Origin of the sequence: Micromonospora sp. NPDC049801, assembly GCF_040656575.1 — a bacterium.
Taxonomy (GTDB): Bacteria; Actinomycetota; Actinomycetes; order Mycobacteriales; family Micromonosporaceae; genus Micromonospora.
This window is the reverse complement of sequence record NZ_JBFAMS010000009.1, coordinates 132,187-147,238: the sequence shown is the minus strand read 5'-3', so window position 1 is coordinate 147,238 and position 15,052 is coordinate 132,187. Positions and strand designations below refer to the sequence as shown.

General features: G+C 74.1%; 13 protein-coding genes. 7 read left to right on the top strand and 6 right to left on the bottom strand.

What is annotated here, in order from left to right; genetic code table 11:
* The first annotated feature begins 10 nt into the window (after nt 1-10).
* From AB0I89_RS18275 to rdgB, 6 genes are all read left to right on the top strand, one after another.
* Entirely contained in the window at nt 11-976 is a 966-nt protein-coding gene (locus tag AB0I89_RS18275; protein ID WP_357127683.1) for a pyridoxal-phosphate dependent enzyme, read from the top strand.
* A gap of 226 nt (nt 977-1,202) precedes the next feature.
* Nucleotides 1,203-1,946 (top strand): MBL fold metallo-hydrolase, encoded by a 744-nt coding sequence (locus tag AB0I89_RS18270; RefSeq protein ID WP_357127680.1) that lies wholly within the window; start codon nt 1,203-1,205, stop codon nt 1,944-1,946.
* Between the two features lie 139 nt (nt 1,947-2,085).
* On the top strand, nt 2,086-3,231 hold the full coding sequence (locus AB0I89_RS18265; RefSeq protein WP_357127677.1) for a glycosyltransferase family 1 protein: 1,146 nt from the start codon (nt 2,086-2,088) through the stop codon (nt 3,229-3,231).
* Nucleotides 3,228-4,397: a glycosyltransferase gene (locus tag AB0I89_RS18260; protein WP_357127674.1), complete on the top strand. Its 1,170-nt coding sequence runs from the start codon at nt 3,228-3,230 to the stop codon at nt 4,395-4,397. The genes AB0I89_RS18265 and AB0I89_RS18260 overlap by 4 nt, the downstream gene beginning before the upstream one ends.
* 9 nt (nt 4,398-4,406) lie before the next feature.
* Nucleotides 4,407-5,135: a ribonuclease PH gene (rph, locus tag AB0I89_RS18255; RefSeq protein WP_357127672.1), complete on the top strand. Its 729-nt coding sequence runs from the start codon at nt 4,407-4,409 to the stop codon at nt 5,133-5,135.
* Nucleotides 5,132-5,749, top strand: coding sequence for an RdgB/HAM1 family non-canonical purine NTP pyrophosphatase (rdgB, locus tag AB0I89_RS18250; protein ID WP_355052054.1), 618 nt, complete (start codon nt 5,132-5,134; stop codon nt 5,747-5,749). The genes rph and rdgB overlap by 4 nt, the downstream gene beginning before the upstream one ends.
* 61 nt (nt 5,750-5,810) lie before the next feature.
* Here the strand turns inward: rdgB and hutH are convergent, their stop codons facing one another.
* The 6 genes from hutH to AB0I89_RS18220 are packed head-to-tail and all read right to left on the bottom strand — an operon-like array spanning nt 5,811 to nt 13,623.
* Entirely contained in the window at nt 5,811-7,349 is a 1,539-nt protein-coding gene (gene hutH / locus AB0I89_RS18245; protein WP_357127669.1) for a histidine ammonia-lyase, read from the bottom strand.
* Nucleotides 7,346-8,530, bottom strand: coding sequence for an imidazolonepropionase (gene hutI, locus AB0I89_RS18240; RefSeq protein ID WP_357127667.1), 1,185 nt, complete (start codon nt 8,528-8,530; stop codon nt 7,346-7,348). Before hutI ends, hutH begins: the two co-directional genes overlap by 4 nt.
* On the bottom strand, nt 8,527-9,894 hold the full coding sequence (locus tag AB0I89_RS18235; protein WP_357127664.1) for a formimidoylglutamate deiminase: 1,368 nt from the start codon (nt 9,892-9,894) through the stop codon (nt 8,527-8,529). The genes hutI and AB0I89_RS18235 overlap by 4 nt, the downstream gene beginning before the upstream one ends.
* Entirely contained in the window at nt 9,885-11,105 is a 1,221-nt protein-coding gene (locus AB0I89_RS18230) for an allantoate amidohydrolase (protein WP_357127661.1), read from the bottom strand. Before AB0I89_RS18230 ends, AB0I89_RS18235 begins: the two co-directional genes overlap by 10 nt.
* Before the next feature lie 11 nt (nt 11,106-11,116).
* Complete coding sequence (gene hutU / locus AB0I89_RS18225) at nt 11,117-12,766, bottom strand: urocanate hydratase (protein ID WP_357127658.1); 1,650 nt, start codon at nt 12,764-12,766, stop codon at nt 11,117-11,119.
* A 14-nt stretch (nt 12,767-12,780) separates the two neighbouring features.
* The gene (locus AB0I89_RS18220) at nt 12,781-13,623 is read right to left on the bottom strand and encodes a MurR/RpiR family transcriptional regulator (RefSeq protein ID WP_357127655.1); all 843 of its coding nucleotides are present in this window, start codon (nt 13,621-13,623) and stop codon (nt 12,781-12,783) included.
* 126 nt (nt 13,624-13,749) lie between these two features.
* On the opposite strand from AB0I89_RS18220, the gene AB0I89_RS18215 reads away from it, so the two are divergent.
* Nucleotides 13,750-15,048, top strand: coding sequence for a hypothetical protein (locus AB0I89_RS18215; RefSeq protein WP_357127652.1), 1,299 nt, complete (start codon nt 13,750-13,752; stop codon nt 15,046-15,048).
* Nucleotides 15,049-15,052 lie beyond the last annotated feature (4 nt).

Here is a 15,052-nt window from a genome sequence, read left to right as displayed (position 1 = left end):
GGCGGCCGTCGTGGCGCGGTACGACAGCCTGCTCGACGCGTGCGGAGGTACGCCGCTCGTCGGGCTGCCCCGGCTCTCCCCGACGGTGCCCGACGGGGCGCCGCCGGTGCGGCTCTGGGCCAAGCTGGAGGACCGGAACCCGACGGGCAGCATCAAGGACCGCGCGGCGATGTTCATGGTCCGCGCGGCGGAGGAGGCGGGCCGGCTCCGGGCTGGTGACACCATCCTGGAGCCGACCAGCGGCAACACCGGTATCTCGTTGGCCATGGTGGCGAAGCTGCGCGGGTACCGGCTGGTCTGCGTGATGCCCGAAAACGTCTCGACCGAGCGGGTTCAACTACTCCGCATGTACGGGGCGGAGATCATCTTCTCGGAGGCGGCGGGCGGCTCGAACCAGGCCGTCGCGACGGCCAAGCAGATCGCTGCCGACCACCCGGACTGGGTGATGCTCTACCAGTACGGCAACGAGGCCAACGCGCGGGCGCACTACGAGACGACCGGCCCGGAGCTGCTGCACGACCTGCCCACCATCACGCACTTCGTGGCCGGACTGGGCACCACCGGCACCCTGATGGGTACCGGGCGCTACCTGCGCGAAAAGGTCGAGGGCATCCAGGTCGTGGCGGCCGAGCCGCGCTACGGCGAGCTGGTCTACGGGCTGCGCAACATCGACGAGGGGTACGTGCCGGAGCTGTACGACGCCTCGGTGCTGTCCCGGCGTTTCTCGGTCGGCACGCGGGACGCGGTGCTGCGCACCCGTCAGCTCGTGGAGGTGGAGGGCATCTTCGCCGGGTTCTCCACGGGCGCGATCCTGCACGCCGCGCTGGCGGTGGCCCACGAGGCGGTCCGCGCCGGCCGCCGTGCCGACGTCGCGTTCGTGGTGTGCGACGGCGGCTGGAAGTACCTGTCCACCGGCGCGTACGGCGGCACCCTCGGCGACGCCGAGGACGCGCTGGAAGGTCAGCTCTGGGCCTGAGGGCCGGGTCCCTGCGCGAACGGGCCGTCGGCGTACGCGTCGATGGCCCGTCGCGCGTCGCGGCTCGCCGTGAGCGTGTGTCACGTTCGTGACAACTTCCAACGGATGATTCTTGTCCTCGGGTACCCCGGCGTAGGCTGCGCAGCGTGGCGTACGCGTCGGTAGAGATCATGGCCGGTACGACCGCCGGCAGAGATACTACCGACAGTGACAGTGAGAAAACCCGATGCGACTGACTGTCCTTGGGTGTGCCGGCAGCTTCCCGGGCCCCGAGTCACCGTGCTCCGCCTACCTCGTCGAGGCGGATGGTTTCCGGCTCCTGGTCGACTTCGGCTCGGGGTCGTTGTCCAGCCTCCAGCGGTACGTGGGGCTGCACGCTCCGGACGCGATCCTGCTGACCCACCTGCACTGTGACCACATCCTCGACGCGGTGACGTACGTGGTGGTCCGCCGGTACGCCCCCGAGGGCCCCTACCCGGCGCTGCCGGTGTACGCCCCGGCCGGCGCCCCGGACCGGCTCAGCGCCGCCTACGGCGACGACGGCACGGTCGACGACGTCTACCAGTTCTACGCCCTCCAGCCGGGCACGTTCCCGATCGGGCCCTTCACGGTCACCGTCGACCGGGTCAACCACCCCGTCGAGACGTACGGCGTGCGGCTCGAGCACGGTGGGCGGTCGCTGTGCTACTCGTCGGACACCGCCGAGTGCGACGCGTTGCTACGGCTGGCGCAGAACGCCGACGTGTTCCTGTGCGAGGCCAGCTACCTGGACGGCGTGGACAATCCGCCGGATCTGCACCTGACCGGCCGGGAGGCGGGTGAGATCGCGACGAAGGCGGCGGTGGGTCGTCTGCTGCTGACCCACCTGGTCGCGGCCTGGGGCAGCGAGGCGCACACGCTGGAGTCGGCGGCCGGCGCGTACAGCGGGCCGCTCGAAGTGGTCCGGGCGGGCGCCAGCTACGACATCTGACCGCCTCGCGGCCACCCGGCGCTTTCGTGGGCGTCGTCGATGGTCCGGTGTGTCGATGGCCCGGTGTTGTGCCGTACTGTTCGCCGGCCGGTCAGCGGCTGGTCGTCTGGCGCACCCGTGGCACCCGCACGGTGTGGACATGCGGATCGCCATCGTGACCGAGTCGTTCCCGCCGGACGTCAACGGCGTCGCGCACTCCGTGGTGCGTACGGCCGAGCACCTGCTGGCCCGTGGCCACGAGCCGGTCGTCATCGCACCCGCGCCCGCCGGGGCGGACCGGCGGGGCGTCGACCGTCTGGCGTACCCGGTGGTGCGTATCCCCAGCGTGCCGTTGCCCCGCTACCAGGGCTTCCGGCTGGGCGTGCCGACGGGTACCCGGCTGGCGGGGGCGCTGCTGTCGGCGGCGCCGGACGTGGTGCACCTGGCGAGCCCGTTCGTTCTCGGCGCGCGGGCGGCCACCCTCGCCGACCGGTACGGGCTGCCGATGGTGGCGGTCTACCAGACCGACGTGGCGGCCTACGCCAGGGCGTACCGGGTGAGCTGGGGTGAGGCGGCCGCGTGGCGGCGCCTCCGGGAGATCCACAATCTGGCCCAGCGGACGCTCGCGCCGTCGACCCGGGCTGCGGCCGATCTGATCGCCAACGGGGTGCAGCGGATCTGGTTGTGGGGCCGGGGCGTCGACGCCGTCCAGTTCGACCCGGCCAAGCGCTGCGCCGACCTGCGCCGTCGGCTGGCCCCGGGCGGGGAGCTGCTGGTCGGCTACGTCGGCCGGTTGGCCCCGGAGAAGCGGGTGGAGCTGTTGGCGGCGACGTCCCGGCTGCCGGGCGTACGGGTGGTGGTGGCCGGTGACGGCCCGGCCCGTCGTCAGCTCGAGCGGGCGTTGCCGGGGGTCACGTTCCTGGGGGTGCGGCACGGCGAGGACCTGGCACGGCTCTATGCCAGCCTGGACGTGTTCGCGCACACCGGTCCGCACGAGACGTTCGGCCAGACCGTGCAGGAGGCGTTGGCGTCCGGGGTGCCGGTGGTCGCCCCGGCCAGCGGTGGGCCGGTCGACCTGGTCGACTCGGGCCGGACCGGGCTGCTGGTGCCGCCCGGCGACGGGGACGCGCTGGCCGCCGCCGTGGCCGAGCTGACCGGGGACGCCGACCGGCGGCGGGCGTACGGGGTGGCGGCCCGCGCCGCGGTGCGCCGGCGTAGCTGGGCGGCCGTCGGCGACGAGCTGGTCGGGCACTATCACGCGGTACGCGCCAACGCCGCCACCGTCGGCCTGCCGGCCGCGTCGTGACGGCGACAGCCGGTGGGCTGCGGATCGTCCGGCTCGCGAACTTCGTGACCGAGCGCTCCGGTGGCCTGCGTACGGCGCTGCGGCACCTCGGCGAGGGCTACCGCACGGCGGGACACGATCCGGTGCTGGTGGTGCCCGGCCGACGGAACACCCACGAGTGGCACCCGTGGGGTCGGGTGGTCACCCTGCCGGGTCTGGAGCTGCCGGGCACGGGTGGTTACCGGCTGCTGGCCGGCCGGCAGCGGCTGGCCCGGGTGCTCACCGAGCTGACGCCGGACCGGCTGGAGGTGTCCGACCGGTCCTCGCTGCGCTGGACGGGGGCCTGGGCGAAGGCGCACGGGGTGCCGTCGGTGATGGTCTCGCACGAGTCGCTGACCGGCCTGCTCGGCCAGTGGGGAGTGCCGGACGTGCTGCGCCGGCCGACCGCCGACCGCCTCAACCGGGCCACCAGCCGGGCGTACGACCGGATCGTGTGCACGACCCGGTGGGCGGCCGAGGAGTTCGCGCGCATCGGGGCCGACAACGTCCACCTGGTGCCGCTCGGCGTGGACCTGGACACCTTCGGACCGGAGCGGGCCGACCCGCGGCTGCGGGAACGCTACGCCGACCCGACCGAGCTGCTGCTCGTACACTGCGCGCGGTTGTCTCCGGAGAAGCGGCCGGAACTGGCGGTCGAAGCCCTCGCCGAGCTGCGCCGGGCCGGTGTGCCGGCGGTGCTCGTGCTGGCCGGGGACGGCCCGCTGCGCGCGTCGCTGGCCCGCCGGGCGGCCGGCCTGCCGGTCACGTTCACCGGCTTCCTGCCCGACCGTGCCGCGGTGGCCGCGCTGCTCGCGAGCGCGGACGTGGTGCTGGCGCCCGGCCCGGTGGAGACCTTCGGCCTGGCCGGGCTGGAGGCGCTGGCCTGCGGCACTCCCGTGGTGGTGAACGCCGCGAGCGCGTTGCCCGAGGTGGTCGGCTCGGCGGGGCTGGCCGCGTACGGCTCCGGGGCGTCGCTGGCCGAGGCCGTGCTGCGCCTCGTGGCCCGTCCGGAGGCGCAGCGGCGGCGGGCCGCTCGGGCGCGGGCCGAGGAGTTCGGGTGGCCGGCGGCGGTCGCCGGATTCCTGGCGGCACACGGCGCGGACGTGCCGCAGGGCACCCGGGGCGAGGTGGATCCCCGCACCGCATAGGGTGCAGGGATGGCGCGACCTGACGGGCGAGGGCCCTCTCAACTCCGACCGGTGACCCTGACCCGAGGCTGGAGCACCCACCCGGAGGGGTCGGTGCTCGTCGAGTTCGGCGGCACCCGGGTGCTCTGCACGGCGAGCGTCACCGAGGGCGTGCCCCGCTGGCGCAAGGGCTCCGGGCTCGGCTGGGTGACCGCCGAGTACGCGATGCTGCCCCGGGCCACCAACACCCGCTCCGACCGGGAGAGCGTCAAGGGCCGGGTCGGTGGGCGTACCCACGAGATCTCCCGCCTGATCGGTCGCAGCCTGCGCGCCTGCATCGACCTGAAGGCGCTCGGCGAGAACTCGATCGTGCTCGACTGCGACGTGTTGCAGGCCGACGGAGGTACCCGGACCGCCGCGATCACCGGCGCGTACGTGGCGCTGCACGACGCGGTGGGCTGGTTGGCCGCCCGCAAGGCCCTCGCCGGCAAGCCGGAAAAGGTCATGCACCGCTCGGTGGCCGCCGTCAGCGTCGGGATCATCGCCGGCGAGGCGCGCCTGGACCTCTGCTACGAAGAGGACGTGGCCGCCGAGGTGGACATGAACGTGGTGTGCACCGGCACGGGCGACTTCGTCGAGGTGCAGGGCACCGGTGAGGCGGGCGTGTTCGCCCGGGACCAGCTCGACAGCCTGCTCGACCTGGCCGTGGCCGGGTGCGCCGAGTTGGCCGAAGCCCAGCGGAAGGCGCTTTCCTCATGAACAAGGTTTTGCTGGCTACCCGGAACCGGAAGAAGCTGGTGGAGCTTCAGCGGATCCTGGACGGCGCGCTCGGCGCGCACCGGATCGCCCTGCTCGGCCTCGACGACGTCGAGGAGTACCCGGAGCTGCCCGAGACCGGCCTCACCTTCGGCGAGAACGCGCTGATCAAGGCGCGGGAGGGCTGCCGCCGGACGGGGTTGCCGACGATCGCCGACGACTCGGGCATCGCCGTGGACGCGCTGAACGGGATGCCCGGGGTGTTCAGTGCCCGGTGGGCCGGTAAGCACGGCGACGACCAGGCCAATCTCCAGCTCGTGCTGGACCAGATCGCCGACGTGCCCGACGAGCACCGGGCGGCGTCCTTCGTCTGCACGGTCGCGCTGGTGCTGCCCGGCGGCAAGGAGCACCTGGTCGACGGCCGGCAGCCCGGTCGGGTGCTGCGCGCGCCGCGTGGCGACGGCGGATTCGGGTACGACCCCATCTTCCTGGGCGACGGCCAGGACCGGACCAACGCCGAGCTGACCCCGGCCGAGAAGGACGCGGTCAGCCACCGGGGCAAGGCGCTGCGCGAGCTGGCCAAGCTGGTCGCCAAGGTCCTGCCGCCCGCCGCCTGACCGGCGCGAGGTCCTGCCGCCCGCCGCCTGACCCGCGGCGGACGACAGCGACCCGTGGAGGTCAGCCCAGCGGGCCGACCTCCCGCTCGATGGCGGCGCGCAGCTCGGGGCCGGCGACGACCGCACGGGCCGCCTCCATCACCGGGGCGAGGAACACGTCCGGGCCGGGGTCGCCGGCCGCCGCACCGAGCGCGGCGACGGCGGCCCGACCGGCCGGCGACGGCACCAGCGGTTCGCGCAGTTGCAGGCCACGTACTCCGGCCAGCAGCTCCACCGCGAGCAGGCTGGTGAGGTTGTCCAGCACGGTGCGCAGCTTCTTGGCCCCCGCCCAGCCCATCGAGACGTGGTCCTCCTGCATGCCGCTGGTGGGCAGCGAGTCCACCGACGCGGGCGCGGCCAGCCGCCGGTTCTCCGCGACGATCCCGGCCGCCGTGTACTGGGCGATCATCAGCCCGGAGTTGACCCCGGCGTCGGGCGAGAGGAACGCCGGCAGCTCCCGGGAGCGGGTCACGTCGAGCAGCCGGTCCACCCGCCGCTCGGCGATCGCACCCACCTCGGCGGCGGCGATGGCGAGGAAGTCGGCGGCGAAGCCGAGCGGTGCGCCGTGGAAGTTCCCGGTCGACTCGACCCGACCGTCCGGCAGCACCACCGGGTTGTCCACCACGGACACCAGCTCCCGGCCCGCGACCGTGCGGACGAAGTCCAGGGTGTCGCGGGCCGCGCCGGCCACCTGCGGCGCGCACCGCATCGAGTACGCGTCCTGCACGGCGTGCGCCAGGTCGTCGCGGTGCGAGTCCATGACCCGCGAATCCTGCAACAGCCGGTGGATGTTCGCCGCCGACGCCGCCTGACCGGGGTGCGGCCGGATGGCGTGCAGCTCGGGCAGGAACGGCCGCTCCGAGCCGAGCATCGCCTCGATGGCCAGCGCCGCGGTCACGTCCGCCATCGCGAAGAGGTGCGCCGCGTCGTGGATGGCCAGCAGCAGCATGCCGAGCATGCCGTCGGTGCCGTTGATCAGCGCCAGCCCCTCCTTGGCGGCCAGCTCGATCGGCTTGAGCCCGTTGGCGGCCAGCACGTCGGCCGCGTCCTGCCGCTCGCCGGCCGGGCCCAGCACCCAGCCCTCACCGAGCAGCACCAGCGCGCAGTGCGCCAGCGGCGCCAGGTCGCCGGACGCGCCCAGCGAGCCGTGCTCCGGCACCCACGGGGTGATGTCGTGGTTGAGCAGGTCGACGAGGGCCTCGGCGACCAGCGGCCGGACCCCGGAGCGGCCCAGGGCGAGCGAGCGTACGCGCAGCAGCATCATGGCGCGGACCACCTCGCGGGGCATCGGTGCGCCCACCCCGGCGGCGTGCGAACGGATCAGCGCGTGTTGCAGCTCGGCCCGCCGCTCCGGCGCGACGAAGGTGTTCGCCAGGGCCCCGAACCCGGTCGAGACGCCGTACACCGGTCGTCCGGCGGCCTCGATCCCGTCCACGATCGCGCGGCTGGTCGCCATCGCGTCCCGGGCGGCCGGAGCGAGGACCACCGTGGCGGTGCCGCGGGCCACCGCGAGCACGTCGTCGGCGGTGATCCCGGTGGGTTGGATGGTCACGTGCGTCATTGCGGAACTCCGTTGCGAATTACCTGGCGGATCAGGGGGACACCGGGCCGGTAGGCCAGATGCAGGTAGGACGGCGCGTCCAGGACGACGAGGTCGGCCCGCGCGCCGGGGGTGAGCACGCCGAGGTCGTCGCGGCGCAGCGCCCGCGCGCCACCGGCGGTGGCGGCCCAGACCGCCTCCGCCGGGGTCATCCGCATCTCGCGGACCGCGAGGGCGATGCAGAAGGGCATCGACGAGGTGTACGACGAACCGGGGTTGCAGTCCGTCGCCAGGGCCACGGTCACACCGGCGTCGAGCAGCCGGCGGGCGTCCGGGTACGGCGAGCGGGTGGAGAACTCGGCGCCCGGCAGCAGGGTGGCGACGGTGGTGGTCCCGAACCCGTCGGTGTGGGCCGTGCCGGCCAGCGCGTCGACGTCGGCGTCGCTCAGGTGGGTGCAGTGGTCGACGCTGGCCGCTCCCAACTCCACCCCGAGCCGCACGCCCGGCCCGGGGCCGAGCTGGTTGGCGTGCAGTCGTACGCCCAGCCCGGCGGCCTGGCCGCAGGCGAGGATGGCGCGGGCGTGGTCGACGTCGAAGGCGCCCCGCTCGCAGAACACGTCGATCCACTTCGCGTGCGGCGCGGCGGCGGCCAGCATCGGCCCGCAGACCAGCCCGACGTAGTCGTCCGGCCGGTCGGCGTACTCGGCGGGCACCACGTGCGCGCCCAGGAAGGTGGTCTCGGAGCTGGTCTCGGCGGCGATCCGCAGCGAGCGGGCCTCGTCGGCGACGTTCAGCCCGTACCCACTCTTGATCTCCATGGTCGTGGTGCCCTGGCGCAGCGCCTCCCCGCGTAGCCGGCGCACGGTGGCCCGCAGCTCGTCGTCGGTGGCGGCCCGGGTCGCGCCCACGGTGGTCCGGATGCCGCCGCCGGTGTACGGCTCGCCGGCCATCCGCGCGGCGAACTCGGCGGCCCGGTCCCCGGCGAAGACCAGGTGGGCGTGGCTGTCCACGAAGCCGGGCAGTACGGCGGCCCCGCCGACGTCGATCCGGTGGTCGGCGGCCGGCGCGTACGCGGCCGGCCCGACCCAGGCCACCCGATCCTCCTCGACGAGCACGGCCGCCCTGCGGCGGATGCCCAGCGGATCCGCGCCGACGCCGTTGGTGACCAGCTCCCCGATGTTGTCGACAAGCAGACTGCTCATGCGGGGGTCACCGCCTCGATCGACGCCGACAGCTCGGCCGGGACGTCGACGCTCAGGTGCCGGCCGTCGGCCACCACCACGCGACCGTCCACCATGACCTGGTCGACGTCCGCCGCGCCGGCCGCGAAGAACGCCCCCATCGGCGGTACGCCGGCGGTGCGGGCGCTGTCGAGTCGTACCGTCACCAGGTCGGCGCGGGCGCCGACGGCGATCCGACCGGCGTCGGTCCACCCCAGCGCGGCGTGCCCGGCGGCGGTGGCCGTGGTGAACAGGTCGACCGGGGTGAAGTGCCCGCGCCGGCGGGTACGCAGCCGTTCGTCCAGCTCCACGGCGCGGGCCTCCTCGAACAGGTCGACCACGGCGTGACTGTCGCTGCCCAGGCTCAACCGGATACCCGCGTCGGCCATCCGGCGGGCCGGACCGATGCCGTCGGCGAGGTCCCGCTCGGTGGTGGGGCAGAGGCACACGCCGGTCCGGTTGTCGGCGAGCAGGGTCAGGTCCGCGCTGGTCGGATGGGTGGCGTGGACGGCGGTGGTGTCCGGCCCGAGCACCCCGTGCTCCGCGAGCAGCGCGGTGGGCGTACGCCCGTGCACGGCCCGGCACTCGTCGTTCTCGGCGGGCTGCTCGGAGAGGTGCACGTGCAGCGGGGCCTGCCGGTCGCGGGTCCAGTCGGCGACCGCGCGGAGCTGGTCGGCGGGCACCGCCCGGACCGAGTGCACGGCCGCGCCGACCCGCACGTGGGAGTCCGTCGGCTGGAACGCCCCCGCCCGTCGCGCCCAGCCGGCCGCGTCGCCGTCGCCGAAGCGCCGCTGCGGCCCGGCGAGCGGCTGACCGTCCACCGTGGAAGTGAGGTAGCAGGTGTCCAGCAGGGTGAGCCGGACCCCGGCGTGCGCGGCAGCCTCGACCAGCGCCGCGCCCATCGCGTTCGGGTCGTCGTACGCGCCGCCGTCGGGCCGGTGGTGCAGGTAGTGGAACTCGCCCACGCAGGTGATCCCGGCAAGCGCCATCTCGGCGTACACCGCCCGGGCCAGCGCCAGGTAGGTGTCCGGGTCGAGCCGGTCCGCGACCGCGTACATGCGCTCCCGCCAGGAGAAGAAGTCACCCCGCCCGCCGTGGGTGCGTCCCCGCAGGGCCCGGTGGAAGGCGTGCGAGTGCGCGTTCGCGAGGCCCGGCAGCGTCAGGCCGGGCAGCGGCACGGCGTCGGCGTACACGTCGACCCCGGACGGCGGCCGGCTCCCGGGGGTCAGCGGCGTCACCGCGCTGATCCGACCGTCCTCGACCTCGATCAGCACGTCGGGCGTGGGCTCGGCGTGCGCGGGCAGCCAGGCGTACTCGGCGAGCCAGCGGGTGGCGGTCAGCGGCATGTCAGCTCCTCGAGCACGCGGGCCAGCGCGCGCACCCCGGCCGCGCAGTCGTCGTCGCTCGCGGACTCGGCGGGGGAGTGCGACACCCCGGTCGGATTGCGCACGAACAGCATCGCCGTGGGCAGGTACGCAGCGAGCACCCCGGCGTCGTGTCCCGCTCCCGTGGGCAGCACCGGCGCGTCGAGCAGCGTCGCCAGCCGGGCGGCCAGGTCGCCGTCGAAGGCGACCAGCGGGGTCACCGACTCCTCGGTGACCAGCACCTCCGTGCCGTCGCGGCGGGACCGCTCGGCGAGCTTGGCCCGAACCGCGTCGACCAGCCCGGTCAGGGTCTCCGGGTCGGCGGCGCGCGCGTCCAGCCAGCCGGTCACCCTCGACGGGATCGCGTTGGTGGCGTTGGGTTCCACGGCGACCCGACCCACGGTGGCGTGCGCCCCACGCAGCCGGGCCTCCTTGTTCGCGGCCAACACCCCGAACGCGTAGGTGAGCATCGGGTCGCGGCGGTCGGCCATCCGCGTCGTACCCGCGTGGTTGCCCTCGCCGACCACGTCGAAACGCCAGCGGCCGTGCGGCCAGATCGCGCTCGCCACCCCCACCGGCGCGTCCGCGTCAACGAGCGCGCGGCCCTGCTCGACGTGCAGCTCCACGAACGCGCCGAACCGGCCGAGCAGCTCCGGGCGGGCGCCCGCCGGCCGCCCGCCGAGCGCGTCGGCGAAGCTCACCCCGGCCGCGTCGCGCAGGCCGGCCGCGCGGTCGGCCGCCAGCACGCCGGTGAGCAGCCGCGACCCCAGGCAGGGTACGCCGAAGCGCGCGCCCTCCTCCTCCACGAACGCGGCCACCACCAACGGCCGGACCGGGGTGACACCGGCGGCGCGCAGCTCGTCCACGGCGAGGAACGCGCTGACGATGCCGAGCGGGCCGTCGTACGCCCCGCCGTGCGGCACCGAGTCGAAGTGACTCCCGGTCAGCACGGCGTCCGCGCCCTCCGGGTCACCCCAGTGGGCGAACAGGTTGCCGTTGCCGTCCTCGGTGACCGGCAGGCCGCGACGGTCGGCCTGTGCCCGGAACCAGGCCCGCAGTTGGTGTTCCGGCTCGGTCAGCGCGTACCGCAGGTAGCCGCCGCTGCCGGCGTCCCGCCCAACCGGCGCGATCTCGTCCCACAGCGCCCGGAACCTGAAAGGAAGGGCCCCTTCTTCAACAAAATCCGATAACAAGGTGCCCTTCCTTACTGCTCGGTCATCGGGACGCGGACGCCGGTGCGGTCGGCGACCTCGCGGGCGCTGTCGTAGCCGGCGTCGACGTGCCGGATGACGCCCATCGCCGGGTCGTTGGTGAGCACCCGCTCGATCTTCTGGCCGGCCAGGGCGGTGCCGTCGGCCACACAGACCTGCCCGGCGTGGATCGACCGGCCGATGCCGACACCCCCGCCGTGGTGGATGGACACCCAGGACGCCCCGCTGGCGGTGTTGACCAGCGCGTTCAGCAGCGGCCAGTCCGCGATCGCGTCGGAGCCGTCCGCCATCCCCTCGGTCTCCCGGTACGGGCTCGCGACGCTGCCGGTGTCCAGATGGTCCCGGCCGATCACCACCGGCGCGGAGAGCTCACCGGAGGCGACCATGTCGTTGAACCGCACGCCCGCCCGGTCCCGCTCGCCCTGGCCGAGCCAGCAGATCCGGGCCGGCAGGCCCTGGAACGCGACCCGCTCACCGGCCAGCTTGATCCAGCGGGCCAGGGACTCGTTCTCCGGGAACAGGTCCAGGATGGCCCGGTCGGTGGCGGCGATGTCGGCCGGGTCGCCGGAGAGCGCCGCCCACCGGAACGGTCCCCGGCCCTCGCAGAACAGCGGGCGGATGTACGCGGGCACGAAGCCCGGGAAGTCGAACGCCCGCTGGTAGCCGCCGAGCTGCGCCTCGCCCCGGATCGAGTTGCCGTAGTCGAAGACCTCGGCCCCGGCGTCGAGGAACCCGACCATCGCCTCGACGTGCCGTGCCATCGACGCGCGGGCCCGATCGGTGAACTCGGCGGGCTTCGCCGCGGCGTAGTCCCGGGCTTCGGCCAGCTCGACGCCCACCGGCAGGTACGCCAGCGGGTCGTGGGCGCTGGTCTGGTCGGTCACGATGTCGATCTCGACGCCTCGGCCCAGCAGCTCCGGGAAGACCTCGGCGGCGTTGCCGACGACTCCGACGCTCAACGCGCGCCGGTCCCGCTTCGCCGCGCGGACCCGCGCGACCGCGTCGTCCAGGGAGTCGGCCACCTCGTCCAGGTAGCGGTCGTGCACCCGGCGGTCCAGACGGGTGCGGTCGACGTCGACGATCAGGCAGACGCCGTCGTTCATGGTGACCGCGAGGGGCTGCGCGCCACCCATCCCGCCGCACCCGGCGGTGAGCGTCAGCGTCCCGGCCAGGGTGCCGCCGAACCTCTTGGCGGCGACGGCGGCGAACGTCTCGTAGGTGCCCTGGAGGATGCCCTGCGTGCCGATGTAGATCCACGAGCCGGCGGTCATCTGCCCGTACATGGTCAGGCCGAGCTGTTCCAGGCGACGGAACTCGGGCCAGGTCGCCCAGTCGCCGACCAGGTTGGAGTTCGCCAGCAGCACCCGGGGCGCCCACTCGTGCGTACGCATCACACCGACCGGTCGCCCGGACTGCACCAGCATCGTCTCGTCCGCGCGCAGGTCGGTCAGCGTACGCACCAACGCGTGGTACGACGGCCAGTCCCGCGCCGCCTTTCCGGTCCCGCCGTAGACCACCAGGTCGTCGGGGCGTTCGGCCACCTCCGGATCGAGGTTGTTCATCAGCATCCGCAGGGCGGCCTCCTGCTGCCAGCCACGGGCGGTGAGCTGGCTGCCCCGTGCGGCACGGATGGGCTGGGTCATCTCCGGTCTCCTCCTCATCCGAGGAACAACTGTCGGCGGGCCGCGGAGGCTTCGAACGCCTCCAGGCGGCGCTGGGTGTCGGCCGGCGCGGCGTCGCAGATCGCCTGCAACAGGACCATCGCCAGGGTCATCGGGGCGGTGTGCAGGTCGAAGACGAGTTGGGCGCCGACGGCGGCCGGCAGCACCACGTCGGCGTGTTCGGTGGCCGGGCTGACCGGCGAGTCGGTGATCGCCACGACGGTCAGCCCGGCGGCACGCGCGTCGCGCAGGGCGTCCAGGGTTTCCCGGGGGTAGCGGGGCAGCACGAAGGCGAGCACGGCGGACGCCCCGGCCTCGGCGGCCTGCTCCAGCCGGTCGGTGAGCAGGCTGCCGCCGTCGTTGAGCACCCGCACGTCCGGGTGGACCTTCGCGGCGAAGTAGGCGAAGTACGCGGCCAGCGGCGCGGCGGCCCGCAGGCCCAGCACCGGCAGCGGCCGGCTGGACGCGAGCAGCCGCCCGGTCTCGGCGATCCGGCCGGTGTCGGCGAGCTGTCCGGCCAACCGGTCCAGGTTGCCCATCTCGGCGCGTACCGCCTGCTGGAGCTCGTTGGCGGTGTCCGCCGGGCCGCCGGTCGTGCGGGCGGTGAGGTCGCGCAGGCGGCGGCGCAGCGCCGGATAGCCGTCGTGGCCGAGCGCGACGGCGAATCGGGTGACCGAGGGCTGGCTGACCCCGGCCAGCTCGGCGACCTCCGCGGCGGAGAGGTACGCGACGGTCGGCGCGTGCTGCACGAGACAGTGCGCGATCCGGCGCTGGGTGGGGGTGAGCCGTACCCCGTCGAACAGGTCGAGGACCTGCTCGGCCGTCGCTCCTTCATTCACACCGTGACTCTATGCATGAAAACTTTCAGTAGGCAAGGGCGCCGCACCCTGCCGCTCCGCCGGCGGGCGGCACGCTGAGATGGCGACACCTCTGTAGGATCCACGGCGGTTGAGCTAAGGAGTGGCATGCAGCCGGAGAGCCCCTACAGGTACACGCACATGCTGGGCGCGTGCCAGGTTGGTAAGGCCTGGGCCGCAGTGGACGGGCAGGGTCAGTTCGCCACCGTGGCGGTGCTGGACGGCGTGGCCGCGTCCGACGAGCGCTGGCGGGTGGCCTTCGGCAACGCGGCCAACGCGCTGGCGCAGGCCGTCGGCGGTCACCGCTACGCGGACGCCGACCTGTCCGCCGCCCACCCGTGGGTGGCCTACCGGGCCGAGGAGGGGCACGCGCCGCAGCGGCTCTTCCAGAGCCTCGGCATGGACTACCAGCCCGTGCCCGACCTGCCGGTCTCCGCCCCGCCCACGTCGGCCCCGCCTGCCTCCTCCCCGCCCGTCTCCGCGCCGCCGGTGTCCGGTGTGCCGCAGCAGGCCAGCGGACCGCCGAGCCCGGTCTCCGGCGCTCCGGAACTCCTGGCGTACCCGCCGCAGCTGCCGTGGGCGGTGCACGCCAACCCGGTCTCCGGGCAGCCGGTGTCCGCGTCCCCGCAACCGGTGTCGGCAGCGCCGGCCTCCCCCGCGCCGACGCCGGCAAAGGCCGCGCCGCAGTCCCCGGCGTACGCCTCCAACGCCGCACCGATCCCGTCGTTCGATCCGCTCTCGTCCTCGGGCGGACGGCGGATCGCCCCGGTGGCGCGCCCGCCGCGGAGTCGGACCGGCCTGTGGGTCGGTGCCCTCGTCCTGACCGCGGTGGTGGCCGCCGGCGCCGGGCTCCTCGGTGGCGGTGCCCTCGGTGGTGACACGAAGCCCGAGACGCAGCCTGCGGCCAGCCCTCCGGTGCCGCTGTTCGAGAAGACCCAGTACGCCCTCAACAAGGCGAAGTTCGACCCCGATCTGGTGCCGCTCGCCGAGCCCTGGCTCGCCCGGATGGGCGACTGCGCCTCGGACCGGGAGGCCGGCGGTCCGAAGCTGCCGAAGGACGAGAAACGGCATGTCTTCTGTCGGTACGGCAACGTGTTCGTCCACTTCGCACTTTTCGAGTCCACGACGACGAAGGACGCCGCACGCGCCTACCGTGAGCAGCTCGCCTTCCTCGCCGGCACCCTCTCACCGGGGATCAGGCAGGGCGCGCGGACCACGGGTGGCTCCAGCGGAGCAACCGGCAGCTACGTCGAGTACGCCGGCGACCCCGGGAACGGGCCGGTCATGTGCGGCATCTGGTGGGACCGGGACGACCGGCTGGGCGCGGTGTACTTCGAGACCCCGTGTGAGGCCGGGATCGCCGGCAACTGGGACGCGTTGCGCGATCTGTGGCATCGGAACAGCTGACCGC